Annotated in this window: 19 protein-coding genes and 1 pseudogene; 17 read left to right on the top strand and 3 right to left on the bottom strand. The window is 69.8% G+C overall.

The window, feature by feature from the left end:
• The first annotated feature begins 47 nt into the window (after positions 1 to 47).
• The 5 genes and pseudogenes from BLV92_RS11740 to BLV92_RS11720 form a co-directional block, all read left to right on the top strand.
• Positions 48 to 791, top strand: a complete 744-nt coding sequence (locus tag BLV92_RS11740) for a (Fe-S)-binding protein (protein WP_090545053.1) — start codon at positions 48 to 50, stop codon at positions 789 to 791.
• A complete protein-coding gene (locus tag BLV92_RS11735) occupies positions 788 to 2,188 on the top strand; it encodes a lactate utilization protein B (RefSeq protein ID WP_090545050.1) in 1,401 nt (466 codons plus the stop codon). Before BLV92_RS11740 ends, BLV92_RS11735 begins: the two co-directional genes overlap by 4 nt.
• Positions 2,175 to 2,759: a LutC/YkgG family protein gene (locus BLV92_RS11730; RefSeq protein WP_090545048.1), complete on the top strand. Its 585-nt coding sequence runs from the start codon at positions 2,175 to 2,177 to the stop codon at positions 2,757 to 2,759. Before BLV92_RS11735 ends, BLV92_RS11730 begins: the two co-directional genes overlap by 14 nt.
• A gap of 76 nt (positions 2,760 to 2,835) precedes the next feature.
• Complete coding sequence (locus BLV92_RS11725; protein ID WP_090545046.1) at positions 2,836 to 3,651, top strand: bestrophin-like domain; 816 nt, start codon at positions 2,836 to 2,838, stop codon at positions 3,649 to 3,651.
• Positions 3,652 to 3,683: 32 nt separating this feature from the next.
• Positions 3,684 to 3,971 (top strand): annotated as a pseudogene (locus BLV92_RS11720) (hypothetical protein); the annotation flags it as partial.
• A 278-nt stretch (positions 3,972 to 4,249) separates the two neighbouring features.
• Here BLV92_RS11720 and BLV92_RS11715 read toward each other — a convergent pair.
• Positions 4,250 to 5,692, bottom strand: coding sequence for an NYN domain-containing protein (locus BLV92_RS11715; protein WP_090545044.1), 1,443 nt, complete (start codon positions 5,690 to 5,692; stop codon positions 4,250 to 4,252).
• A gap of 335 nt (positions 5,693 to 6,027) precedes the next feature.
• Between BLV92_RS11715 and BLV92_RS11710 the strand changes: the two genes are divergently transcribed.
• Entirely contained in the window at positions 6,028 to 7,317 is a 1,290-nt protein-coding gene (locus BLV92_RS11710) for an alkaline phosphatase family protein (protein ID WP_090545042.1), read from the top strand.
• A 4-nt stretch (positions 7,318 to 7,321) separates the two neighbouring features.
• Positions 7,322 to 8,668, top strand: a complete 1,347-nt coding sequence (locus BLV92_RS11705; protein ID WP_090545040.1) for a cytochrome-c peroxidase — start codon at positions 7,322 to 7,324, stop codon at positions 8,666 to 8,668.
• Between the two features lie 100 nt (positions 8,669 to 8,768).
• Here BLV92_RS11705 and BLV92_RS11700 read toward each other — a convergent pair whose 3' ends face one another.
• Complete coding sequence (locus tag BLV92_RS11700; protein ID WP_090545038.1) at positions 8,769 to 9,677, bottom strand: IclR family transcriptional regulator; 909 nt, start codon at positions 9,675 to 9,677, stop codon at positions 8,769 to 8,771.
• Between the two features lie 153 nt (positions 9,678 to 9,830).
• Between BLV92_RS11700 and BLV92_RS11695 the strand changes: the two genes are divergently transcribed.
• The 4 genes from BLV92_RS11695 to BLV92_RS11685 all read left to right on the top strand — a co-directional run bounded on the left by BLV92_RS11695 (position 9,831) and on the right by BLV92_RS11685 (position 15,171).
• Positions 9,831 to 12,167, top strand: coding sequence for a cytochrome P450/oxidoreductase (locus BLV92_RS11695; RefSeq protein WP_090545035.1), 2,337 nt, complete (start codon positions 9,831 to 9,833; stop codon positions 12,165 to 12,167).
• Positions 12,168 to 12,287: 120 nt separating this feature from the next.
• Complete coding sequence (locus tag BLV92_RS32900) at positions 12,288 to 12,416, top strand: hypothetical protein (protein ID WP_256216314.1); 129 nt, start codon at positions 12,288 to 12,290, stop codon at positions 12,414 to 12,416.
• Positions 12,417 to 12,647: 231 nt separating this feature from the next.
• Positions 12,648 to 14,042, top strand: a complete 1,395-nt coding sequence (locus tag BLV92_RS11690; protein ID WP_090545033.1) for a short-chain fatty acid transporter — start codon at positions 12,648 to 12,650, stop codon at positions 14,040 to 14,042.
• Positions 14,043 to 14,379: 337 nt separating this feature from the next.
• The gene (locus tag BLV92_RS11685) at positions 14,380 to 15,171 is read left to right on the top strand and encodes an HTD2 family dehydratase (protein WP_244283823.1); all 792 of its coding nucleotides are present in this window, start codon (positions 14,380 to 14,382) and stop codon (positions 15,169 to 15,171) included.
• Between the two features lie 7 nt (positions 15,172 to 15,178).
• On the opposite strand, the gene BLV92_RS31505 is transcribed toward BLV92_RS11685, so the two are convergent.
• The gene (locus tag BLV92_RS31505; RefSeq protein WP_143040673.1) at positions 15,179 to 15,376 is read right to left on the bottom strand and encodes a hypothetical protein; all 198 of its coding nucleotides are present in this window, start codon (positions 15,374 to 15,376) and stop codon (positions 15,179 to 15,181) included.
• Between the two features lie 120 nt (positions 15,377 to 15,496).
• On the opposite strand from BLV92_RS31505, the gene BLV92_RS11680 reads away from it, so the two are divergent.
• The 6 genes from BLV92_RS11680 to BLV92_RS11655 all read left to right on the top strand — a co-directional run bounded on the left by BLV92_RS11680 (position 15,497) and on the right by BLV92_RS11655 (position 25,916).
• Positions 15,497 to 16,207, top strand: a complete 711-nt coding sequence (locus BLV92_RS11680; RefSeq protein ID WP_090545029.1) for an SDR family NAD(P)-dependent oxidoreductase — start codon at positions 15,497 to 15,499, stop codon at positions 16,205 to 16,207.
• Between the two features lie 64 nt (positions 16,208 to 16,271).
• The gene (locus tag BLV92_RS11675; protein ID WP_090545027.1) at positions 16,272 to 16,766 is read left to right on the top strand and encodes a 2-thiouracil desulfurase family protein; all 495 of its coding nucleotides are present in this window, start codon (positions 16,272 to 16,274) and stop codon (positions 16,764 to 16,766) included.
• Positions 16,767 to 17,120: 354 nt separating this feature from the next.
• Positions 17,121 to 18,317, top strand: coding sequence for a non-hydrolyzing UDP-N-acetylglucosamine 2-epimerase (gene wecB, locus BLV92_RS11670; RefSeq protein WP_090545025.1), 1,197 nt, complete (start codon positions 17,121 to 17,123; stop codon positions 18,315 to 18,317).
• Positions 18,318 to 18,610: 293 nt separating this feature from the next.
• Positions 18,611 to 21,010 (top strand): cellulose biosynthesis cyclic di-GMP-binding regulatory protein BcsB, encoded by a 2,400-nt coding sequence (locus tag BLV92_RS11665; protein WP_244283781.1) that lies wholly within the window; start codon positions 18,611 to 18,613, stop codon positions 21,008 to 21,010.
• A gap of 2 nt (positions 21,011 to 21,012) precedes the next feature.
• Entirely contained in the window at positions 21,013 to 23,166 is a 2,154-nt protein-coding gene (locus BLV92_RS11660) for a glycosyl transferase family protein (RefSeq protein WP_090545023.1), read from the top strand.
• A 170-nt stretch (positions 23,167 to 23,336) separates the two neighbouring features.
• The gene (locus tag BLV92_RS11655) at positions 23,337 to 25,916 is read left to right on the top strand and encodes a bacteriophage N4 adsorption protein A (protein ID WP_244283780.1); all 2,580 of its coding nucleotides are present in this window, start codon (positions 23,337 to 23,339) and stop codon (positions 25,914 to 25,916) included.
• The last annotated feature ends 69 nt before the right edge of the window (positions 25,917 to 25,985 follow it).

Raw genomic sequence — 25,985 nt, 5'->3', positions numbered from 1 at the left:
TCGGCAGTAGAATGGCCGGACTCACCATTCGATGGGAACGACACGCCATGAAGGTCGCCCTGTTCATCCCCTGCTTCATCGACGCGTTTTATCCCGAGGTCGGCATCGCGACGCTCGAACTGCTGGAGCGTCTCGGCTGCGACGTCGATTACCCGCAGGAGCAGACCTGCTGCGGCCAGCCGATGGCGAACAGCGGCGCGCAGGCCGAGGCGGCCGGCGCGGAGCGCGTGTTCGCGCGCGCGTTCGCGGGTTACGACTACATCGTCGGGCCGTCCGCGAGCTGCATCAATCACGTAAGAGATCATCTGACCGCGATCGAACAGACCGACGAAGTGCGGCAGGTCCGCCGCAACGCCTACGAACTCGTCGAGTTCCTGCACGACGTGCTGGGCGTGCGCGAGTTTCCGTGGGCCGAGTTTCCGTATCGCGTCGGGCTGCACAACAGTTGCAGCGCATTGCGGCATCTGAACGAAGCATCGGTGTCGGAGATCGCGTCCACGCCGTTCTCGAAGCCGCTCGAACTGCTGAAGCGCGTGAAGGGCATCGAGTTCGTCGCCCCGAAGCGCCCCGACGAATGCTGCGGCTTCGGCGGCACGTTCGCGGTGACCGAGGCGGCGGTGTCGGTGCGGATGGGACAGGACAAGGTGCTCGACCACGTCGGCGCGGGCGCGCAGTACATCGTGTCCGGCGACATGTCGTGCCTGATGCATCAGCAGGGCTGCGCGGAGCGGATGAACGCGGACGTGCGGTTCATCCACATCGCGCAGGTGCTGAACGGAGCCCGCGAATGAAGCGCGTCGATCATGCGAAGGCGGCCGGCGCGTTCATCGCGCGGCCGGATCATCTGGCGTTCCACGACAAGCGGTTGTGGGACCTGCGCACGAAACGCGACGCGCAGGCGCACGCGATCCCCGAGTGGGAGACGCTGCGCTCGCTCGCGTCGGGCATCAAGGCGCATACGCTGTCGCGGCTCGCGGACTATCTCGACCAGTTCTCGCGCGCGGCCGAGGCGAACGGCGTGCAGGTGCACTGGGCCGCGAACGCGGAGGAGCACAACGAGGCCGTGTACCGGATCCTGAGCGAGCGCGGCATGACCTCGCTCGTGAAGAGCAAGTCGATGCTGACCGACGAATGCGAGCTGCGCGACTATCTTCAGCCGCGCGGCATCGAAGTGATGGAGACGGACCTCGGCGAGCGCATCCAGCAACTGGACCAGCAGCCGCCGAGCCACATCGTCGTGCCGGCGGTGCACAAGCTGCGCGACGACGTCGCGGTCGTGTTCGGCCGCACGATCGGCACCGATCCGCAGAACAACGACATCCACTATCTGGCCGAAAGCCAGCGCATGAACACGCGGCCGTGGTTCGTGCGCGAGAAAACCGCCGGCATGACCGGCTGCAACTTCGCGGTCGCGGAGACCGGCACTGTCGTGGTCTGCACCAACGAAGGCAACGCGGACCTGTCCGCGAACGTGCCGCCGGTGCATATCGTGTCGATCGGCATCGAGAAGCTGATTCCGCGCGTGTCCGATCTCGGCGTGTTCATCCGGATGCTGTCGCGCAGCGCGCTCGGCTCGCCGATCACGCAATACACGTCGCATTTCCGCGCGCCGCGCGCGGGCGCGGAGATGCACTTCATCCTCGTCGACAACGGCCGCTCGGACCGGCTCGCGATGCCGGACTTCTGGTACTCGCTGAAGTGCATCCGCTGCGGCGCGTGCATGAATACGTGTCCGGTGTACCGGCGCAGCGGCGGGCTGTCGTACGGCAGCACCTATGCGGGGCCGATCGGCGCGATCATCAACCCGACGTTCGACCTGAAGCGGTTCAGCGCGTTGCCGTTCGCATCGACGCTGAACGGCAGCTGCACGAACGTGTGCCCGGTGAAGATCAACATCCACGAACAGATCTACAAGTGGCGCGAGGTGATCGCCGCGCGCCACGAAGTGCCGTTCGTGAAGCAGGAAGTGCTGAAGATGGCGGGCAAGCTGCTGGCGAGCCCGTCGCTGTATCGCGGCGCGGTCGCGTCGCTCGACGGCGCGCTGCGGCGGCTCCCGAACTTCGTGCTGTACAACCCGATGAACATCTGGGGCCGGCAGCGCGACCTGCCGCATGCGCCGGCGACGACGTTCCATGCGTGGTACCGGAAGAATCGCGGCAATGCAGGGGGCGGCAATGGCGAATCGTGAAGCGTTCCTCGCGAAAGTGCGCGCCGCGCAGCCGGCCGCGCTCGACCTGCCCGACGTGCCGCTGTTCGACACGCCCGGGGGCGACCTGCGCGAACGCTTCGCGGCCGCGCTCGCGCTGATGGGCGGCGCGTGCCGCGACGCGGACTCCGCCGACGCGGTGCTCGCGATGATCCGCGAACGGTTCGGCGCGGATGCGTCGATTGCGTCGGCCGCGCCCGAGGTGCCGGGCACGCGCGCGCTCGATGCGGACACGCCGCCCGCGTCGCTCGAAAACGTGCACGTCGGCGTGGTGCGCGCGCGCTTCGGCGTCGCGGAAACCGGCTCCGTGTGGCTCAGCGAGCGCGAGTATCGGGTGAACTCGCTCGGCTACCTGGTCCAGCATCTGGTCGTGCTGCTCGATCCGGCGCAGATCGTCGCCGGCTTGCAGCACGCGTACCGCCGCGACGACTTTCGCGACGCGCGTTATGCGGTGCTCGTGACCGGGCCGTCCGCGACCGCCGACATCGAGGGCGTGCTGATCCAGGGCGCGCAGGGCGTGCGCTCGCTGACCGTGGTGTGGCTGCCGGCGTAGTGACTGACGCGCGCATGGACGCCGCCCGGGCGTTCGTGCGACTCTCTCCGCCTGTTCGCGACAGGAGCCGACGACGATGCACGAGATCGCTTCCGCGTTGCTGGTGTTCGTGCTGCTGCTCGGCGGCACCGGGCTGGGCGTGCTGCTGCGGCCGCTGGTGCCGGAGGAGCACAAGGCGCACGAGACGGTGCAGCTCGTGCAACTGGTGGTCGGCATGCTGGTCACGTTCGCGGCGCTGGTGCTCGGGCTGTTGACCGCGTCCGCGAAAAGCAGCTTCGACGACGCGACGACGACGCTGCGCACCTACGCGGCGGAACTGATCCAGCTGGACACGCGGCTGCGCGATTACGGCGACGGCGCGAACGACGTGCGCGCGCGGCTGCGCAGCTACACGGCCGGCGCGATCGCGTCGACGTGGCCCGCCGACGCGCCGCCCGGCGATTATTATCCGCGCGTGCGGGCGCAGGGCGGCGACGATCTGGAGAGCACACAGCTCGGTGTGCTGCTCGATTCGGTGGGCCGCGAGATTCGCGCGCTCGCGCCGCGCGACCGTTACGAGTCGGCGCTTGTCGGCGAACTCGCGACGCAGTTCGAGCGCGTCAGCGACACGCGCTGGCGGCTGATCGAGGAGGCGCACAGTTCGATTTCGAAGCCGTTTTTCACGATGCTGACGTTGTGGCTGATCGTGATCTTCCTGAGCTTCGGGCTGATCGCGCCGCGCAACGCGCTCGCGCTCGTGACGATCATGCTCGGCGCGGTGTCGATCGCGTCGGCGGTGTACGTGATCGTCGATCTCGATACGCCGTTCGACGGGCCGATCGTGATCGCGAGCGACTCGATGCGCGACGCGCTCGCGCACATGAGCCGTCCGCAGACGGCGCTCGCGCCGTGAGCGCGGGCGGCATTGAACCTGAGGGGTAACGGATGGCGAGAAGAACCTTGAACGCGTCGCGGCTTCAGGAAGCGGTGAGCCGGCGCATCGCGCGGCAGCCGGAAGTGGTCGAGGACGGCGTGCGGATCGGCGTGCCGCGCCCGCAGCTTCAGACGCCGGACGCGGACGGCTGCAACTGGACGATGAAGCACTTCGGCAACGCGGCCGGATTCGAGGCGGTGATCGCGGACGTGCTCGCGCGGGTGCGGGCCGAGTACAACCTGACGGTGGACGAGGGGGAGACGGCGTCCGCCGAGGCCGATCCGACTGCCGATCCGTTTGGCGGTTCGGCGCGCGCGAGCGGGGCGGTGAATCCGTTCGGGGAGTCAAAGGCGGTGGGGCGCGTCAATCCATTCGGCGATGCCGGGCCGCGCAAGGCTTCGGACCCGTTCGGTTCAGCGGCCGCAGGCGGCGATGCGGCGGACGCGCCAAAGACGCGTCCGCGCGATCCGTTTGCGAGCGACTGAACGACTGGCCGTTACACGACGCGGGCAACCGTAACCATTCCGGATACGGTTTCCCGCTTTCGGCATCGACACATCGACACCGGCTGGAACGATCAACCTTCGTCGGCGGTAGCGGCGGGTTTCGCGCGCGCACGCGACGGGCTCTTCTTCTTGCTCTTTTTCTTCGCGGGGGCGTCCGTTGCCGTTGCCGGCTCTTGCGGCTCTTGCGGCTCTTGCGGCTCTTGCGGCGCGGGTGCGGGAGCCGCTTCGGCCTCGGCTGCCGGCGGTGCCGCCGATGCTTCGCGCGCGGCGGTCTTGCGCGCGGGCGTCTTGCGTGCGCGGCGCGGCGAGCCGCGCTTCTGCGTTGGCGCTTCGTCGGGTTGCGCAGCCGGTTCCACCGACGGTTCTTCGGCTACCGGTTCATAGGCGGGCGCGGAGGCAGCCGTTGCCCACATCTCTTCGCTTTCGCGCACCGCCTGCACCGCAGGCTCGCCCGCATCGTTCTGCACCGGCGCAACCTCGGCTTCCACCGGTTCCACCGCCGCAATTCCCTTCTTCGCGGCAGACGCACCGCCGCCGCCGCGCGCATCGCGCCGCCCCTTTCCGCGCCGTCCGCGAACCTCGTCGCCGCGGTCGCCGCGCTGCACGGCGACGTCTTCCGCCGTCGCGGCGGGCGCGGTTTCCGCGCCCGCGCCACCCGCACTTTTACCGGCCGGCTGCGCGAGCCGCGAAACATACGCGCCCGACTTCTCGTCGCGGCCCACTTCGAGCAGCCCGCGCGCCTGTGCCTCGTCGAGCAGGTTGCCGAACGCGCGGAACCCGTAGCGCGCCTCGTTGAAGTCCGGCCGCCGCCGCTTGATCGCGCTTTTGAGCACCGACGCCCAGATCTTGCCGCTGTCGCCGCGCTCCTGCACCAGCGCGTCGAGCGTCTCGACCGCGAACGCGATCGCCCGCGACTTGCGGTCTTCCGTTTCCGGCTTCGGCTGCCGCTCGTCGTTGCCCGATCCGCTGTTGCCGCCGTCGTTGTTGTCGCGCTTCGCGGCCGCGCCGCCGTCGCGCTTGCCCGCCACGCGCGTCATCTCGCGCACGAGGTCGTCGTAGAAGATGAACTCGTCGCAGTTCGCGACCAGCAGGTCGGACGTCGAGTTCTTCACGCCGACGCCGATCACCTTCTTCGCGTTCTCGCGCAGCTTCGACACGAGCGGCGAGAAGTCCGAGTCGCCGCTGACGATCACGAAGGTATCGACGTGCGACTTCGTATAACAAAGGTCGAGCGCATCGACCACGAGCCGGATGTCCGCCGAGTTCTTGCCCGACTGCCGCACGTGCGGAATCTCGATCAGCTCGAAGCTCGCTTCGTGCATCGACGACTTGAACGCCTTGTAGCGATCCCAGTCGCAATACGCCTTCTTCACGACGATGCTGCCTTTCAGCAGCAGCCGTTCGAGCACCGGCTTGATGTCGAAGCGGTCGATCTTCGCGTCGCGCACGCCGAGCGCAACGTTCTCGAAGTCGCAGAACACGGCCATGCTGACGTTTTCCTGGGGTGAAGCCATGAGTTTTTCCATCTGGGGTGCGCGCCGCGCACAGGTCGTTGATTGCACATGATAGCCGGTTGCGCGGCATCGTTCGGAAAACGCACCGGCCGCTCGCTCACGCGTCCTCGTAATGAAAACGAAAGTGTTTGGAAAAGCCCTTGTATGAAGCGGTGGGGTGCATCCGCTCGTTGCGCGTGCAAACAATGGTTGCGTTTTCATGCGTGCGTCATCTGCACTGGATACGCTTGCGCGGCCTGGTCAAAAGTGGGGCCGGGCCGGCACCGCGAGGCAGTCGCCGTCCGCGCGGCCGATACCAACGACATCACCAACGATACCCAACAAGAGGTTCTCTCATGGCAGTGCGCTTTCCCGGCAAAATCTGGTGGACGCTGTTCGCGGCGTTGTTCGCCGCGCTGTTCGTCGCCGCCTGCGGCTCGTCGTCGTCGGACTCGAAGCCGGCGTTGACCGGCCAGCAGCAGATCCGTCACGTGTTCGTGATCACGCTCGAAAACGAGAACTACTCGACGACGTTCGGCTCGACGCCGAAGGCGCCGTATCTCGCGACGACGCTCGCGGCGCAGGGCGCGCTGGTGCAGCAGTACTACGGCACGGGCCACGTGAGCCTCGACAACTACATCGCGATGTTGAGCGGCCAGTCGCCGACCACCGACACCGACAACGACTGCATGACGTACTCGGACCTCAAGTCGACCGGCACGACGCCGGACGGCCAGACGATCGGCACCGGCTGCGTGTACCCGGCGGCCGTGAAGACGCTGCCGGACCAGCTGAAGGCGGCCGGCTTCACGTGGAAGGGATATGAAGGCGACATGGGCAACGACCCGGCGCGCGAGGCGGCCACCTGCGGCCACCCGGTGATCGGCACCCAGGACATGACGCAGGTCGCCGAGGCGCCGAGCGCGGCCGTCCCGCAGGGCGACATGTACGCGACGCGCCACAACCCGTTCATGTATTTCCACTCGATCATCGATTCGTCGGATTGCGGGACGAACGTGGTGAACCTGAACGCGAACCTCGAAAAAGACCTGCAATCGGTCGACACGACCGCGAACTTCAACTTCATCACGCCGAGCCTGTGCGACGACGGCCACGATGCGCCGTGCGCGGACGGCCGTCCGGGTGGCCTGACGAGCGCCGACGCGTTCCTGCAGGAGTGGGTGCCGAAAATCACGTCGTCGCCGGCGTTCAAGAAGGACGGCCTGCTGATCATCAACTTCGACGAAAGCTCGTATGCGCCGACGAACGGGCTCGACACCACCACCAACCCGCCGACGCTGACGCTCGCGTTCACCGGCACGACCTGCTGCAGCCAGCAGCCGGGTCCGAACCTCGGCGCGTTCCCGCAGACGTCGGACGCGATCTCGACGGTGCCGGGTTCCGCGCTGGGCATGCCGTCGGTGCCGCAGGTGACGGTCAACCTGACGAAGCAGAGCTTCGGCGGCGACCAGACCGGCGCGGTGCTGATCTCGCCGTTCATCAAGCCGGGCACGGTGTCCACGGTGCCGTACAACCACTATTCGATGCTGAAGAGCATCGAGGACATCTTCGGCCTGTCGCATCTCGGCTACGCGGGCCAGGCCGGCCTCGTCGGCTTCGGCTCGGACATCTTCACGAACCTGTAAGTCGATGGCTGTCCTTTTCGTACGTGCCGCGGGGCGTCGCCCCGCAGTCGCGGCCTTCGCCGCCGCCGCCGCCGCGGTGGCGGCGCTGGTCGTTCCGGGTTCGGCTGTCGCGGCGGGGGCCGCGCAGCCGGCCGTCCCTTCGGCCGCGCAGCCGCCGGTCGTCCAGAACGCCGCCCAGGCCGCGCCCCCCGTCTACAGCGACGCCGCCGCGCTCGGCAAGCTGCTGTTCAACGATCCCGCGCTGTCCGCGTCGGGCCGCATGTCGTGTGCGACCTGCCATAGCCCGTCGCACGCGTACGGGCCGCCGAACGGGCTCGCCGCGCAGTTCGGCGGCCCCGATCTGCGCTCGCAGGGCACCCGCGCGGTGCCGACCTTGCGCTACGTGCTGAACCGCACGCCGCGCTGGGTCCACGTGCAGGCGTCGAGTTTCGCGGAGCGCGTGACCGACGCCGACGCCGCGCCGACCGGCGGCTTCACGTGGGACGGCCGCTTCAACCGCCTGCAGGATCAGGCGACGTTCCCGCTGTTCAATCCGAACGAGATGGCGAACCGCGATCCGGTCAAGGTCGTCGCGCAGATCGAGCATGCGCCGTATGGGGCGCGCTTCCGGCAGGTGTTCGGCGACACGATTTTCGCGACCCCGGCCGCCGCGCTGCGCCAGGCGATGTACGCGATCGAGCGGTTCCAGCTTGAGGACCCGAGCTTCCATCCGTACACGAGCAAGTTCGACTATTACCTCGACGGCAAGGTGCAACTGAGCGCGGCCGAACTACGCGGCAAGCGGCTGTTCGACGACCCGACGAGCGGCAACTGCGCGTCGTGCCACCTCGACCAGTCGGGCGTGAACGGCGCGCATCCGCTGTTCACCGACTACACGTTCGAGGCGCTCGGCGTGCCGCGCAATCCGGAACTGCGCGCGAACCGCGACCCCGCGTATTACGACGAGGGGCTGTGCGGGCCGCTGCGCACCGACGTCGCGTCGAACAAGGCTTACTGCGGCCTCTTCAAGACGCCGACGCTGCGCAACGTCGCGACGCGCGCGGTGTTTTTCCACAACGGGCGCTTTCATACGCTGCGCGACGCGCTGCGCTTCTATGTCGAGCGCGACACCGATCCGGCGAAGTGGTATCCGAAGGACGCGCACGGCCGCGTGCAGAAGTTCGACGACCTGCCGGTCGCGCTGCGGGTGAACGTCGATACGACCGACGAGCCGCTGACGCGCAAAGCGGGCGGCCGGCCTGCGTGGAACGAGCGCGACATCGACGACGTGATCGCGTTTTTGAAGACGCTGAACGACGACTATCCGCTCGATAACGGTCCACACGCGCAGAAGGTTGCCGGGGGGCGTTGAACGTTGAGCGGGGCGGGCGGCATCGGGCAGCGTCGCCGGACGTCGCCGGACGTCGCCGGATGTTGCCGGACGTCGCCTGACGTCGTCGGATTTCGTTGGATCAGCCGCCGTTGCCGACGTACCCAAGCTGCGCGCTCGCCGCGGCCGCCTCGCTGCGCAGCGCGACCGCGATCGGCCCGTCCGGCGACGCATCGAAACCGCCGGTCGCGCCGAGCGCGGTCAGCACCGCGCACAGCCGCCCGGTGTGATCGAACACCGGCGCGGACACCGCGCTGATTCCCTTCAGGTTCGTGTCCTTCACCGTCGCGCAGTGCGCGGTCCGCACGTCGGCCCGCAGCCGCCCGACCGGGTCGTCCGCGTCGAGCTGCGCGCGCAGCGCCGGGGCCGCGTCCGCGAGTTCCTCCGCCGCCTGCGCGAGCACGCGCGCATCGTCGAGCCACGCGAGAAATGCGCGGCCCGTCGCGGACCACAGCAGCGACATCACCGACCCGACCCGCACGTTCATCGTGACCGGCAGCCCCGGCTCCTCGAAGCGGATGATCGTCGGCCCCTTGTTGCCCATCACCGCGACGAAGGTCGTCACTTCGAGCTTCTCGCGCAGCCGCACGAGCGCGGGTTCCGCGAGCCGCACCGGATCGGCCTGGCGCATCGCGGCGACGCCGATCAGGAGCGCCTGGGCGCCGAGCGCGTATTGCTGCGTGCCGGCGTCCTGCGCGACGAGACCTTCCTCGATCAGGCTGACCAGATACCGATGGACCTTCGCGGGGCTTTCGCCGACGTGCGCGGCGAGGCCGGTCAGGCTCGCGCGCCCGCCGAGCCGCGCGAGACCCTTCAGCACCGCCATGCCGGTCTGCGCGGACTGCACGCGCTGGCGGCGCTCGCGCGCGCCGCCCGGGGCTTTCGCGCCGGCGGCGGGGCCGCCGGCGTCCGCGCGCGTTTCGGCGGCGGAACGGCGGCTCGCGCGCGCGGGTTCGGCGGGCGTCGCGGCAGGGTCGGCGGGCGTCTTCATCGGGCGGCTCCGGGCGGCGCATAGGGCCGCGCAGTGGGGCTTGTGGGGGAACTTTTTGGGGAACGGCGGGGTGCGTTCGAGGTTAACCCCAATCCGCGATTTACGCAACGCGTACTACATTTACGCAAAATGAACGATGCCGGAGATGACCCGATGAGCGAAGCCGCTTCTTCACCCGCCGCCGCGCGCTGCCCGTTCCCGCACGGCGCGGCGGCGGCTGCCGCGTCCGCGTGCCCGGTCAGCGCGGGCGCGGCCGCGTTCGACCCGTTCAGCGACGGCTACCAGCAGGACCCGCCCGACTACGTGCGCTGGGCGCGCGAGCAGGAGCCGGTGTTCTACAGCCCGCAACTGGGCTACTGGGTCGTCACGCGCTACGACGACATCAAGGCGATCTTTCGCGACAACCTGACGTTCTCGCCGTCGATCGCGCTGGAAAAGATCACGCCGACCGGCCCCGAGGCGAACGCGGTGCTCGCGTCGTACGGCTACGCGATGAACCGCACGCTGGTGAACGAGGACGAACCCGCGCACATGCCGCGCCGCCGCGTGCTGATGGAGCCGTTCACGCCGGAGCATCTGAAGCATCACGAGCCGATGGTGCGGCGGCTCGCGCGCGAATACGTGGACCGTTTCATCGACGACGGCCGCGCGGATCTCGTCGACCAGTTGCTGTGGGAAGTGCCGCTCACGGTCGCGCTGCATTTTCTCGGCGTGCCGGAAGAGGACATGGCGATGCTGCGCCGCTACTCGATCGCGCACACGGTCAACACGTGGGGGCGGCCGAAGCCGGAAGAGCAGGTCGAGGTCGCGCACGCGGTCGGCCACTTCTGGCAGTTCGCGGGCAAGGTGCTCGACCGGATGCGCGAGCACCCGGACGGCCCAGGCTGGATGCAGTACGGCATCCGGCAGCAGAAGTTGCATCCGGACGTCGTCACCGACTCGTATCTGCATTCGATGATGATGGCCGGCATCGTCGCCGCGCACGAGACGACCGCGAACGCGTCGGCGAACGCGATCAAGCTGCTGCTCCAGCACCCGCGCGCATGGCGCGAGTTGTGCGACGACCCGGGGCTGATCCCGAACGCGGTCGAGGAATGCCTGCGCCACAACGGCTCGATCGCCGCGTGGCGGCGGCTGGCGACGAAGGACGTGCAGATCGGCGGCATCGACATTCCGGCCGGCTCGAAGCTGCTGATCGTCACGTCGTCCGCGAATCACGACGAGCGCCACTTCGCGGACGCGGACCTGTTCGACATCCGCCGCGACAACGCGAGCGATCAGCTGACGTTCGGCTACGGCGCGCATCAGTGCATGGGCAAGAACCTCGCGCGCATGGAGATGCAGATCTTTCTCGAAGAACTGACGCGCCGGCTGCCGCACCTGCGGCTCGCGGCCCAGGACTTCACGTACGTCCCGAACACGTCGTTTCGCGGACCGGAGCATCTGTGGGTCGAGTGGGACCCGGCGCGCAATCCGGAGCGCACGAACCGCGCGCTGCTCGACGCGCGCGCGCCGGTGCGGATCGGCGAGCCGTCCGCGCATGCGTTGAGCCGCCCGGTGCTCGTCGAGCGGATCGACGCGGAAGCCGAAGGGATCGTGCGGCTGCGGCTCGTCGCGCCCGACGGCGCGGCACTGCCGCGCTGGGCGCCGGGCGCGCACGTCGATATCGAATGCGGCGATGGCGGCCTGTCGCGCCAATACTCGCTGTGCGGCGATCCGGCCGATACGCGCGCGTTCGAGATCGCGGTGCTGCGCGAGCCGCACAGCCGCGGCGGGTCCGCGTGGATACACGATGCGTTGCGGCCCGGCGCGCGCCTGAAGCTGCGCGGGCCGCGCAACCACTTCCGGCTCGACGAGACCTGCCGGCGCGCGCTATTCATTGCGGGCGGCATCGGCATCACGCCGGTCAGCGCGATGGCGCGCCGCGCGCGCGAACTCGGCATCGACTACGAACTGCACTACAGCGGCCGCTCGCGCGCGTCGATGGCGCTGGTCGACGCGTTGCGCGCGCTGCATGGCGAACGGCTGCATCTGTACGTGTCGGACGAAGGCGCGCGCAACGACTTCGCGGCGCTGCGGGTCGACGAACGGACCCGCGTGTATGCGTGCGGCCCGGCGCGGATGCTCGACGCATTGCAGGCCCAAAGCGGCGCGTGGCCCGACGACGCGCTGCGCGTCGAGCACTTCGCGGCGAGCGCCGGCACGCTCGATCCGGCGCACGAGCACGCATTCGAAGTCGAACTGAAGGACTCGGGGCTCGTGCTGAACGTCGCGGCGGACCAGACGGTGCTCGACGCGCTGCGCCGCGCGAACATCGACGTGCAGAGCGACTGCGAGGAAGGGCTGTGCGGATCGTGCGAGGTGCGCGTGCTCGGCGGCGACGTCGATCATCGCGACGTCGTGCTGACCCGCGCGGAACGCGACGCGAACACGCGGATGATGACCTGCTGTTCGCGCGCGAAGGGGAAGCGGCTGGTGCTCGAACTATAACGGCCGCACCGCCGCGAACCGATAAAAAACGGGGGAGACAGATGAACGCCATTCGAACCGGCGCGCGCCGGCATCGCGAGGAGGAGCGCCGTGCGCCGACGCCGATGGAGTGACGCGCGCGTGAGGCTCGTCGAAGCGGCGCTCGCGCCCGAACGACGCCACCACGGCCATCGCCGCGAGCGCGCGGACCTGCTGCCGTGGCATCCGCACGAGCGGCCGTGCGTGCTGCGCGCGGCCGCGCCGAAATGAATCTGAATCCATGCTGAAGTCTTTCTGAAAGCATTCGCGGGCATACGGACGGCCGCAAAGGCCCGCGCTGCAACGGACGCTGCACGAAACGCCGGAATCGGTTATGTTTCGCCGTCCTATGACATCCGGCGCGCATCCACAGCCTCCCGCTGCATGCGCAACATACGAAGCCGGAGAACCGGCGACGCCGCGCGCGGCGTCGCGATGCCAGAAACAGAAGGAAGACTGAACATGGAACAGAGACAACCCCTCGCGTCCGCCGCCCGCGGTCGCGACGGCGGGCGCGGCGTGGTCGCCGGGCTCGTGTACGTATTCGAGCAGGTGATGCCGGACCCGTTCGTGCTGTCGATCGGGCTCACGTTCGTCGTCTGCGTGCTCGCGGCGGTGTTCGGCCCGCACGCGACGCTGCCGACGATCCTCACCGCCTGGTACAACGGCACGTTCAACATCCTCGGCTTCGCGCTGCAGATGATCCTGATTCTCGCGACCGGCTTCGCGATCGCGGATGCGCCGCTCGTGCAGCGCGGATTGCGCGCGATGGCCGCGCACGCGAGCACGCCGACGCGCGCCGCGCTGATGGTGTTCCCGATCGTCGCGGTTGCCGCATGGCTGAACTGGGGGCTCGGGCTGATCGTCGGCGCGCTGCTGTCGCGCGAGATCGCGAAGCGCGTGAAGGTCGATTTCGCGTGGCTCGTCGCCGGCAGTTATTCCGCATGGTCGATCTGCAACAGCGGGCTGTCGAGTTCGATCGCGCTGTCCCAGGCGTCGCACGGCAACGCGCTGAATCTCGTCGAGAAAGCGACCGGCCACGTGGTGCCGCTGACCGACACCGTGTTCGCGCCGTTCGTGTTCGTGCCGAGCGTGCTGGTCGTCGTCGTGATGACCGCGATCTTCATCCGCATGCATCCGAAGCCGGACGACGTCGTGCCGTTCAGCGAGCCCGCCGCGGCCGAAGGCGGCGCGGCCAACGCCGACCCGCACGCGCGCGGCGCCGCGCCGACGTCGTTTGCCGCGCGCGCGGAACGCTCGGTGCTCGGCACGCTGCTGCTCGTCGCGCTCGGCGTCGGCTACCTCGCGATGACGTGGCGCGACAAGGGTTTCGAACTCGACATCAACACGACGATCCTGATCTTCCTGCTGATCGGCCTCGTGCTGCAGGGCCGCCCGATCGCGTATGCGGACGCGATCCGCCGCGCCGCGCGGCAGACCGGCTCGATGCTGCTGCAATACCCGGTGTACGGCGGCATCATGGGGATCATGACCGGCACCGGCCTCGCGTCGACGATCGCGAAGACGTTCGTCGCGATCGCGACGCCGGCGACGCTGCCGGTATGGAGCTTCCTGAGTTCCGCGATCATCACGCTGCTGATTCCGAGCGCGGGCGGCCACTGGGCCGTGCAGGGGCCGTTCGTGCTGCCGGCCGCGCTCGACCTGCACGCATCGGTGGCGCGCACCGCGATGGGCGTCGCGATGGCCGAGAACGTGTCGAACATGCTGCAACCGTTCTGGGCGGTGCCGGTGGTCGCGATCGCGGGCATCCGGATCCAGCGCGTGATGGGGTATACGGCGATCACCTTTGTCGTGTCGCTCGTGATCTACGCGGCCGCGCTGTGGCTGATCCCTTGACGTGACGTAACGCGATGCCGCGCGCCGGCCAGTTGTGCCGGCGCGTGAACAGGGCGCACCGCCTGCGGGCCGTGCGCCCTTTTTCATGGGCGCGCGGAGCCGATGCGGGACCCGCACCGCGATCATGCCGGGCGTGCATTAAGCCAATCCGGAGACCCGGTTCGGAAATGCGAACTTCGCGAACGCGCGCGAACGGTTCATAGTGAGGCATTTCATCGCCCTGGGAGACAGAGCCGTGCCGGCATCCGAAACGCCTTTCCACGCCAACGCAGACGCCGACGCAGACGCCAACGCAACCGCAGCGCCGCTCGACGCGTGGCTCGACAGGACCGAAACGCTGACCGACGACATCACGTCGTTCCCGCTGCGCGCGCTCGCGGCGACGCTCGACCGCGAGCCGCCCGGCGAGGTGGTGCCGCCGCTGTGGCACTGGCTGTATTTCCTGCCGGTCGCGCCGCTGGCGCAGGTCGGGCCGGACGGTCATCCGAAGCGCGGCGGATTCCTGCCGCCGGTGCCGCTGCCGCGCCGGATGTGGGCGGGCGGCCGCTTCTCGTTTCATGCGCCGCTGCGCGCCGGCACGCGGGCGACGCGCACGTCGACGATCGCGTCGATCGAGGACAAGACCGGCCGCAGCGGCCGGCTCGTGTTCGTGACGGTCCAGCATCGCGTCGAGACGGACGGTCAACTGTGCGTCGACGAGGAACACGACATCGTCTATCGCGACGAGCCGCGGCCGGGCGCGGGCGGACCGAAGCCGATCGCCGCGCGCGCGGATCAGGCATGGGAGCGTACGCTGAACGCCGACCCGGTGCTGCTGTTCCGCTATTCGGCGCTGACGTTCAACGGCCACCGGATTCACTACGACTTCCCGTACGTGACGAACGAAGAAGGTTATCCGGGGCTGATCGTGCACGGTCCGCTGATCGCGACGCTGCTGGTCGATCTGGTGCGCCGCGAGTTGCCCGGCGCGACGCTCGAAACGTTCGCGTTCCGCGCGGTGCGCCCGACCTTCGCGGGCCATGCGTTGACGGTCTGCGGCAAGCCGTCGGACGACGGCCGCACGGTCGAGCTGTGGGCGAAGGACCACGAAGGCTGGCTGACGATGCAGGCGAGCGCGACGCTCGCGTAACGGCGCTTCATCGAACGGAACGAAACAGGCGGACGGAGACGAAATTCGCCGCCGCGCCGATACTGTGCATGCCGTTCGTCGTGAAGCCGTTGCCGGTTCGGCGTGCGTTGCGCGCGAGCGGCCGCTGCGTTTCCACACCTAAAACGCTTATGCCGCTTCGCGCATCGACACGGCCAAGCAAAACCGGCTCATGCCACCAGGTCATGATTCCATTGACACCGATGCGCTCGCTATATCGACCCCGTCCACGGACAATCGACGTCGACACGGTGCCGCGCGATCCGCGCGGCCCGCCTGAAACCCGAATGTGACGAAGGAGCTTGTGATGACTGGACTGACTGGACGGCAACCGGTCGCGTTGATCGTCGGCGCGTCGCGCGGCCTGGGCTGGGGCCTCGCGCGCGAATATCTGCGCGGCGGCTGGCAGGTGATCGCGACGGTGCGCGACCCGCACGCGCAAACGCCGCTGCACGCGCTGCAAAACGAAGCCGGCGGCCGGCTGCGCATCGAGGCCGTGGACATCAACGCACCGGCGGAAGTCGATGCACTCGCCGCGCGGCTCGCGGACGTGCGGCTCGATCTGCTGTACGTGAACGCGGGCATCGCGAACGATCCGGACGAGAAGGTCGGCGACGTGTCCACGCAGACGTTCCAGCAGGTGATGCTGACGAACGCGTTGAGCCCGCTGCGCGTGGTCGAGCGTTTCGCGGACCGGGTCGTCGACGACGGCCGCATCGCGGTGATGTCGTCGGAACTCGGCAGCGTCGCGGACAACGTCGACGGCGGCTGGGAGGTGTATCGCGCGAGCAAGGCCGCGCTGAATTCGCTGATGCGCTCGGTCGTCGCGCGCCGCGCCGGCGATACGCGCACGTGGTACGTGATCGCGCCGGGCTGGGTCCGCACCGCGATGGGCACCGACGCCGCGCCGCTCGACATCGATACGAGCATTGCGGGCGTCGTCCGCGCGATCGACGCGCGTCGCGGCACGCGCGGGCTCGTGTTCGTGAACTACCGCAACGAGATCCTGCCGTGGTGAGCGCGCGGCGGCGCCCTGCAATCGCGGCTATCCCGTGACAGACGGACAACCGGAGCGCCGCCGTATGCAAAAAATCCTCGTTAGCGCATGCCTCGTCGGGCAGCCGGTCCGTTACGACGGCGCGTCCAGGCGCGTGCGCGATCCGCTGATCGGCCGTTGGCTCGCTGAAGATCGGCTCGTGATCGTGTGCCCCGAGGTCGCGGCGGGGCTCGGCATACCGCGGCTTCCGGCCGAGATCGTCGCGCGGCGCTCCGGCGCGGACGTGCTCGCGGGCGTGGCGGCGATCCGCGACACGCGCGGCAACGACGTCACGGCTGTGTTCGTCGCCAGCGCGCGGCACGCCCTGGCGCTTGCGATCGCCGGCGGCTGCCGGCATGCGTTGCTGACCGACGGCAGTCCGTCGTGCGGGAGCACGTTCATTTACGACGGCACGTTTTCCGGCGCGGACCATCCCGGCGAAGGCGTGACGGCCGCGCTGCTGCGTGCGCATGGGGTCGCCGTGTACACGCCGGACCGGATCGGCGAGCTGGCCGCCGCGCTCGACGATTCGCAGGGCTGACCCGCGCCTGCCGCGTCGTCACGCACCGTTCCCGGCCATCCTTGAACCTGGCCGTGCGTGCGAATCGCGCGACGCGGGATGCATACAGGGTTGCGAAAACGACCGGGAACGGTTAAACAGTAGCCGGGACATCGAACTCGATTCGCGCAGCCGCCTCGCCGCTGCCTCGATCGAGCCGCCATCCAGCCGTCGAAGCATCCGCAAACGCTGTAGAGTAGGGACCGCGTTGCGTCTGCAAACATAAAGCTGACCGAAGCAAACCGAAGCAAACGGGGTAAGACGTCGAAGGGGGTGCCGTCCGCGGGTAGCGTGGGACGGCGCCGGAACTTACGCTGTCACCTTGAAGGTTTCCCCGTGCGTATCCTGTCGATATTCGGAACGCGGCCCGAAGCGATCAAGATGGTGCCGCTCGTGAAGCGGCTCGAAGCCGACGGCGACGTGCAGTCGGTCGTCTGCGTGACGGGCCAGCATCAGACGATGTTGCAGCAGGTGCTCGACCTGTTCGGCGTCGTTCCCAACCACAACCTCGCCGCGATGACCGCGAACCAGACGCTGAACGGTCTCGCGTCGCGGCTCTTCGCCGGCATCGACGGCGTGCTCGAAACGGAGCGGCCCGACCGCGTGCTCGTCCATGGCGACACGCTGACCAGCATGGCGGCCGCGCTCGCCGCGTTCCATCGGCGGATTCCGGTCGGTCACGTCGAAGCCGGACTGCGCACCGGCAACCTGTACGAACCCTGGCCCGAGGAGATGAACCGGCGCGTCGTCGACGTGATCGGCGACCTGCTGTTCGCGCCGACCGCGAGTTCGCAGGCGAATCTCGAAGCGGAGGCGCTCGGCGGCCGCGTGATCGTCACCGGCAACACGGTGATCGACGCGCTGCATCTGATGTGCGCGCGGCTCGACGGCGACGCGCCGATGCGCGCACGCATCGACGCGCAGTTCCCGTATCTGGAGCCGCCCGATCGCGGCCGGCCGCTGCTGCTCGTGACCGGCCATCGCCGCGAGAGTTTCGGCGAGGGTTTTGCGAACATCTGCGCGGCGCTCGCCGCGCTCGCGCAGACCGGCAAGATGCAGATCGTCTATCCGGTCCACCTGAATCCGAACGTGCGCGGCCCGGTGCTCGGGACGCTCGGACACCTGAACGATGTCTATCTGACCGATCCGCTCGACTACCCGGAGTTCGTGCGCCTGATGCAGCGCGCGTCGATCGTGCTGACCGACTCGGGCGGCGTGCAGGAGGAAGCGCCCGCGCTCGGCAAGCCGGTGCTCGTGATGCGCGACGTGACCGAACGGCCGGAGGCGCTCGCGGCGGGGACCGTGCGGCTCGTCGGCACCGATCGCAACGCGATTCAGCAGTCGGTGCTGCAACTCGTGGACGACGAAGCGGAGCGGCGCGCGTTCGCGCGGCGCGTGAATCCGTACGGCGACGGCCACGCGTCCGAACGGATCGTCGCCGCGCTGACCGGCAAGCCGTTCGAGCCGTTTGCGAGCCGCGTGTTGCCGGGCTATCGCCATCCCGGACGCACCGCGCCGCCGGTCGAGGATTGATGCGGCGGTGGACGTCGGCCGCCGCTGGTCGTGTGGGTTCGTTCGTAAAGGCAGTCTTGCAGTCCGCAGTGATCGATCGGTGTGACGGCTGCTTTCCCGGCGACCGGGAAGCGTGCCGTGCTTCGCGGGCAGCACGCGCGGCCGCGCGTGCCGACAACATGGGACATAAAGACGTGACCTCCAATCTCACTGCGCCGCGCCGCGCGTTCGAACGGGTTGTTCCGGCTGTGGGCGACATGCGGATCGCCGCCGCCTGCGCGAGGCCGCGAGCGCGGCGCACGACGTTTCGCGCCGTGTTTTCCACCGTGTTTGCCGTTCTCGCCGCCATCCTGACGATGCCGGCGGCGCACGCCGCGCCCGGCGATCTCGCGGCCGCGTTCGCGCAACTGGGCGCGGGCCGCGTCGAATCGCGCACGGTGTCGCTCGCGGACCTCGGCGTGCGCGAGCCGATCCTGCTGCGTGCGCCGGACGCGAGCCAGGAGCTTTATTTCCCGGTGCCGCTCGGCCTGCCGGTCAGCAACGCGACGCTGCAACTCGACGGCGGTTACCTGCACGGCGACGGCGGCCGCACGACCTTCGTGCTGTCGCTCGACGGCTCGCCGGTGCTCGCGCGCAGCGTGACCGACGCGCAGGGCGACGGCGCGGTGAACATCGGCGTCGACGGCTCGCCGCGGCCGTCCGGGTTCGTGCGCGTCGGCGTGCAGTGGTCGTCGGTGATCGACGACAACGTCTGCGCGGACCAGACCGCGATCGGCAACCTGTGGCGCATCGCGCCGACGTCGCGGCTCACGTACCAGTACGACACGTCCGCGATCGGCGACGTGCGCGGCGCATGGAGCGCGCTGCCGCCGAAGCCGGTGGTCGCGGTCGGCGGCGGCCGGCTCGGCGCACCCGCGTACGACGTCGCGTGGCGCGTCGAGTCGCTGCTGATGCGCGCGGGCGCGGAGCCGGTCGTGCAGGTCGTGCCGGCGGTCGGCGACACGGTGAGCCTCGCGGGCGCGTCGGTGCCGGCCGCGTTGCAGGCCGTGCCGGCGTTCGCCGCGCTCGCGTCCGGCGGCCAGCACAGGCTCGCGAACCCGGCCGAACTCGGCGCGCTGGTCGCGCTCGCGCCGGCCGGCGCGTTCGCGCCGAACGTCGTGATCGCGGACGACGCGCTGCGCGCGCGGCTTGGCGAGGCATTCGACGCGTTGCGCGCGGAAGTGGCCGGCGTCTCGCCGGACGCGGCCGCCGCGTTCGACGCATGGCGCAGCGGCGCGGCCGGCCCGCTCGGCGGCGGCGCGCCAGTCGCGGGCGACGTCGGCGTCGCGCGGCTCGGCGGGCAGCCGGTCGTCGTGGTCGGCGACACGGCCGGCGTCGCCGCGCTGTCGCGCACGTGGACGCCGCTCGACGTATCGAACCGGCTCGTCGTGCATGCGCTCGACCGCGCGCCGAACCTGAGTGCGGGCGGCGACACGGACCGCCTCGCGCTGTCGCTCGTCGGCGGCGCGCCGCGCACGCTCGACGTGCTGACGAGCGCGTCGTGGGACGCGACGTTCGATCTCGCGGCGGTGTCCGGCAACGGCAAGGTGCCGCGCGCGGTCGTGCTCGATCTGGCGGCCGCCGCCGCGTCGGTGCGCAACGCGCAGACCGCGTCGATCTTTTTCAACGGCGTGCTGATCGGCTCGCGGCTGCTGTCGACCGACGGCCGCCCGCAGCGCGTGAGCGCGGCCATCCCCGGTTATGCGCTCGGCTCGGTGAACCAGTTGCGCGTGCTGTTCCAGCGCCAGCCGGAAGGCGGCTGCCAGCCGCGCGCGGCCGGCTACCCGGCGGCGGTGCTGCCCGGCAGCCATCTGGTGCTCGGCGAAGGCCGCCTCGAAGACAACTTCACCGGGATGATCGTTCGTTACGCGCAGAGCGCGAGCCTGCTGGTGCCGGACGCGTATCTCGCGAACCCGGCCGACTCGCTGCCGCGCGTCGCGCGGCTCGCGAACGCGGTCGGCATCGCGCCGACGCGCGCGACGCTGGCGGTCGTCGCCGGCGGCCAGGCCGCGCAGCCGGCGGGGCCGTTCCTCGCGGCCGACGTCGCCGTCACCGATCTGTCCGGGCCGGCGACGTTCGACGGCGGCCGGCTGACGATCAAGGGCCGCTCCGGCGCGCCGCTCGCGGACCTCGCGGGCCTCACGCGGCTCGGCGTGCTCGAAGTCGTGCATTCCGGCGGCACGACGGGCGTGCTGTACCGGACCGTCGGCGCCGCCGCGCCAGTGCTGCCGGCGACGCTGCAACTGTTGAGCGGCGACATCGTCGTCGTCGATGCGACCGGCGCGCTGAAGTCGTTCGACACGCAGCGGCCGGGCGGCGTGCCGCCGGAGGACCGGCAGCGCGCGTGGCTCACGCAGCACTGGTCCGCGTGGGGCATGCCGGCGCTCGCGATCGTCGTGCTGCTGCTGCTGATCTTCGCGGCGAACGCGGCGCGCAGGCGGCGTCGCGAGAAGAACGGCGGGCCGGGCGAGCCGCCGCCTGCGTCGGGTTCGTCGGGTTCATCGGCTTCATCGGCTCCGCCCCCGCCGCCGGGACCGGATGGCGGTGCCGCGACGCGGGGAGCGGCGGAGTCGTCCGGATCGCCGGCTGAACCCGGAGCGCCAGGCACATCGGGCAAACCCGGCAAACCCGGCGAAGGCCCCCCCGACACCCCTCCGCACGACAGGCAGGGCTGACCGTGACGTTCGACACGCTCAAATGGTGGAGCGGTTATCTGCTCGGCCACTACTACCACGGGATGGAATACGTCGCGATGGGGGTCGCGGTGCTGATCCTGCTGTCGAGCGCCGACGACCTGTTCATCGACGCGTGGTACTGGGTCCGCACGACGTACCGCTATTTCACGGTTGCGCGCCGCTACCGGCCGCTGCGCCCGGAGGAACTGTACGCGCGCGAGCAGCAGCCGCTCGCGATCATGGTGCCCGCGTGGAAGGAGGACGACGTGATCGCGTCGATGGTCACCGACCTCGTGCGCGTGCTCGACTACACGAACTACGTGGTGTTCGTCGGCACCTACCAGAACGACGCGCCGACCATCGCCGAGGTCGAGCGGATGCGCCGGCGCTACAAGCAGCTGCATCGCGTGGAAGTGCCGCACGACGGCCCGACCTGCAAGGCCGACTGCCTGAACTGGATCATCCAGGCGATCTTCCGGCTGGAGCAGGAGACCGGCGTCGAGTTCGCCGGCGTGATCCTGCACGACAGCGAGGACGTGCTGCATCCGCTCGAACTGCGCTTCTTCAACTACCTGCTGCCGCGCAAGGACATGATCCAGTTGCCGGTCGCGTCGCTGGAGCGCGACTGGTACGAACTCGTCGCCGGCACCTACATGGACGAGTTCGCGGAATGGCACGCGAAGGATCTCGTCGTGCGCGAGAGCATCGCGGGCGCGGTGCCGTCGGCCGGCGTCGGCACCTGCTTCTCGCGGCGCGCGCTGATCGGCCTCGCGGAACAGACGAACAACCAGCCGTTCAACACCGAAACGCTGACCGAGGACTACGACGTCGGTGAACGGCTCGGCCGGATGGGGATGAACTCGATCTTCGCGCGTTTTCCGGTGCAGTTCTCGACGCGCCGCAAGTCGTGGTTCGGCTTCGGCCGCGAGCGCGACGTCACGCTGACGATGCCGCTGTGCGTGCGCGAATTTTTCCCCGACACGTTTCGCACCGCGTACCGGCAGCGCGCGCGCTGGACCCTCGGCATCGGCCTGCAAGGGTGGCAGCAGACCGGCTGGCGCGGGTCGCTCGCGAACCGCTATCTGCTCGCGCGCGACCGCAAGGGGATCGTCACGTCGTTCGTCGGGATCGTCGCGTATGTCGTGCTCGTGCAGTTCATCCTGTTCGCGTTCGCGGACACGCTCGGGCTGATGCCGCAACTGATCGCGTCGCCGTTCATCGACTCGCGGTTCCTGTACTTCGTGTTGTGGGCGAACGGCATCGCGTTGTCGTTGCGGGTGCTGCAACGCGTGTATTTCGTCACGCGGCTGTACGGCTGGGAGCACGGCGTGCTCGCGGTGCCGCGGATGGTGATCGGCAACTTCGTGAATTTCATGGCGGTCGCGCGCGCATGGCGGATGTTCCTCGTGCATCTCGCGACCGGCAAGCGGCTCGCGTGGGACAAGACGATGCACGACTTCCCGTCGTCGGACGGCTTCACCGACCGGCGGCAGCGGCTCGGCGAACTGCTGGTGTCGTGGCAGGCGATCGACGAGGAGAAGCTCGCGCGCGCGCTCGGCGACGAGCATGCGGGGCAGGCGCCGCTCGGCCGCGTGCTGCTTGCGCACGGCTGGCTCGACGAGGAGACGCTCGCGGAGGCGATCGCGTTCCAGTCGGACCTGCCGCGCGACCATCTGGACGAAGCGCGGCTGCGGGCCAACGCGTCGCAACTGCCGCCCGAACTGGTCGTGCGCAACCGCGTGCTGCCGTATGGCGACGACGGCAACGGCCATGCGGTGCTGCTGACCGCGAGCCCGCTGCCCGACGATGCGTTCGCGACGCTGCAGGCCGCGCTGAAGCGGCCGGCCGTGCAGCGGATCGTGCGCGAGGGCGAGATCGCGGCCGGCTTGCGGATTTTGCGCGGCGTGCCGGTGGCGGGGACGCCCGACGACGAGACGGCCGCGTCGCGCGCGGTGCCGCTGCTAGGCGACCTGCTGATCGAGCGCGGCGCGGTGAGCCGCAAGGACTTCGAGGATGCACTGCTGCGTTACCGGCCGGCGGATCATGGGCGCATCGGCGACTACATGGTCGCGCTCGGCGTCATCACTGCCGACGCGCTGAAGGACGCGATCGATGAACAGAAGCGCCGGATGGGCGAACCGGTGATGTCGCGATGACGGCGCCGCCGGTTGGGTCGTTGGCGGGCGGCGATGGGGCTGGCGGGGTCGCGGGCGTGGATCGGCGCGATTCGGCTTGGGCGTGCGAGGGTGATGATGCGGATAGGGCGATCGACGCAGGCGCCGGGTTCCGTGCGGGCCAGTCGGGCGATGAGCTTGATGCGCGGGGAGTGGGTTATCCGCACGACACGCACGACACGCACGGCGGTCGCGTGCGTGTGGTGGTCCGTGACCCGTCGTCGAACCGCTTGCCGATGCGCCGTTCGCTCGCGCTTGCCGCGTTATGCGCGAGCCTCGGCCTGCATGCGCAGTTTGCCGAAGCCGCGCCGGCCGCGGGCACGTTGCCGCTGCCGCTGACCGGCGCCGCCTATCGCGTCGCGCAGCAGGGTTACGACGCATACGCGCGCCACGACTACGCGGCCGCCGAACGCTACGCGCGCGAGGCGATCCGCCAGCGCCCGGACCTCGCGTCGCTGCGCCTGCTGCTCGCGAACGCGCAGGCCGCGCAGCGCCGCTGGGGCGATGCGAGCCGCACGCTTGCCGACGCGCAGCGCGACGTCGGTCCGGACGCGTCGCTGGTTGCGCGTCGCCGGCAGATCGATGCGCAGATCGCAGCGGCGACGGCCGCACCGCGCGCGTCTCCATCGCGCGGCGGCGCGACGCCATCGACCAAACCCGGCGCGGGATCACCGGACAATCTGACTGGCGAGGCCTACGTGCTCGCGCAACGCGCGTATGCGGCCTACGCGAGCCGCGACTACGCCGGCGCGGAGCGCGACGCGAACGCGGCGATCGCGTTGCGTCCCGACGTGCTGCGCCTGCAACTGCTCGCGATCGACGCGGCCAGCGCGGCGGGCCGTCCCGACGATGCGTGGCAAGCGGCGCTCGACGCGACGAAGCGTTTCGGCGACCACGACGAACTGCGCCGCCGTCGCGCGTTCGTCGGCGAGGAGCTTGCGCCGAAGTCCGCGGCCGCCGCGCAGAAGGCGCGCGATGCGGGCGACTTCGCACAGGCCGCCGCGCACGCGCGCGACGCGATCGCCTATGCGCCGGACCGGCTTGGCTACCGGCTGCAACTGTTCGATGCGCTCGCCGCGTCGCGCGACATGCGCGCGCTGGAGCAGGCGGCGACCGACGTGATCGGAGCCGGCGTGCAGCCCGTGCTGATGCCTTATGTCGTGCGCGGTTATGCGCGCGCCGCGCAGGGCCGCTTCGACGACGCCGAAGCCGACTTCTCCCGTGCGTTGCAGGCGGCGGACGCGTCGCAGCGCGACCAGCGCGTTGCACGCGCGATCGTCGCGGATGTGTGGACCGCGGCCGGCGAGCCGCAGCGCGCGCTCGACGCGCTCGCGCCGCTGAAGCCGGCCGGCGACGACACCGACGCGCTGATCGCGAGCCGCCGTTTCGACGCGCGCGAGCGGCTCGCTGTGGCCGGGCAGCGCGAAAACGCGCCGCAGCCGGTGGACATCGCGATCGCCGCGCGTCCGGTGTTCGACTGCATCGTCGATGCGTACGGCGCCGCGTGCGACGTCTATGCGGCCGATCCGGGTTTCGCCGCGCGGCGCAAGTCGATCCTCGCCGCGCAGCGCGGCGACCACGCGGCGGCGGTCGCGTATGCGCGCGAGGCGGTCGCCGCGAGTCCGCGCAGCCCCGAGCGGCGCATCGAACTGGTCGATGCGCTCGTCGCCGCCGGCGACATGGCCGGCGCAAAGGCGCAGGCGCGCGCGGCGCTCGACGCGGGCCTGCTCGACGGCGCGCCGCCGTTGCAGGCCGCGTACGTCGCGCAGCGCGCGGGCGACGACCGCCGCTCGCTCGCGTATTTCGCGCAGGCGGACGCGGCCGGCGAACTGCCGCCGGCCGCGACGGCCGATGCGGGTTATGCCGCGTTTCACGCGCATGCCGACGCGCCCGCCGCGGGTTACTTCGCGCGCGCGATCGACCACGGCGCGTCGCCGCCGGACGGCGTGGCGCCCGCGACCCTGCTGCAACTGGAGGACCTGCGCAACGCGCACGCGGACGTCACGCGCAGTTGGGGTTTCATCGCGTCGCTGAACTATCGCGGCGCGGGGTTGCAGCCGGGCGTCGCGACCGGCACCGCGCCGGGCACCTACAACAGCTGGCAGACCGGCCTCGAAGCCTACTGGCGGCCGTTCGGCTCGCTGGGCGAGCGGATGTTCGAGGTCTATGCGCGGGCCTATCAGGACTTCGGCGCGGGCGGCACCGCGCCGAGCGGCATCTCGACCGCGCTCGGCGCGATCGGCGCGCGCGCAAAGCCGTTCGAGACGGTGAACGCGATCGTCGCGTTCGAGCGGCTGATTCCGATCGGCTCGCACGCGCCCTCCGACTGGCTCGCGCGGCTTGCGTATTCGGGCGGTTTCGGCACGGAGCGGCGGCTCGACGTGCCGTCGTGGTGGACCGTGCAGGACTATGCGGAAGTCGGCCACTACGTGAGCAACGGCTGGAACTACGGGACCGCCTATTTCGAGGCGGGCCGCACGTACCGGCTCGACCGGATCAGCCCGAAGCTCACCGTGTTTCCGTATGGCGTGATCGGCGCGGACTACGATTCGAGCATCGATCACAGCATTCCGGTCGGGATCGGCATCGGCGTGTCGTCGCGCTACTGGTTCCGCGACAGCTTCTACGATTCGCCGCGCTCGTACATCGACGTGTCGGTGCAGTATCGCTGGCGAATCACTGGCGACGGGCGCGGCGGCGGCGTGTTTTTCGGCACGGTGCTGTCGTATTGACGGGCGATCGCGCTGCCTGGTGCGAAGGAGATCGGGACGATGGCGGGGAGCGTTGCAGGTCGGGTCGGC

This window comes from Paraburkholderia caballeronis (assembly GCF_900104845.1).
Taxonomy (GTDB): Bacteria; Pseudomonadota; Gammaproteobacteria; order Burkholderiales; family Burkholderiaceae; genus Paraburkholderia; species Paraburkholderia caballeronis.
This window is presented reverse-complemented; position numbering and strand designations above follow the sequence as displayed.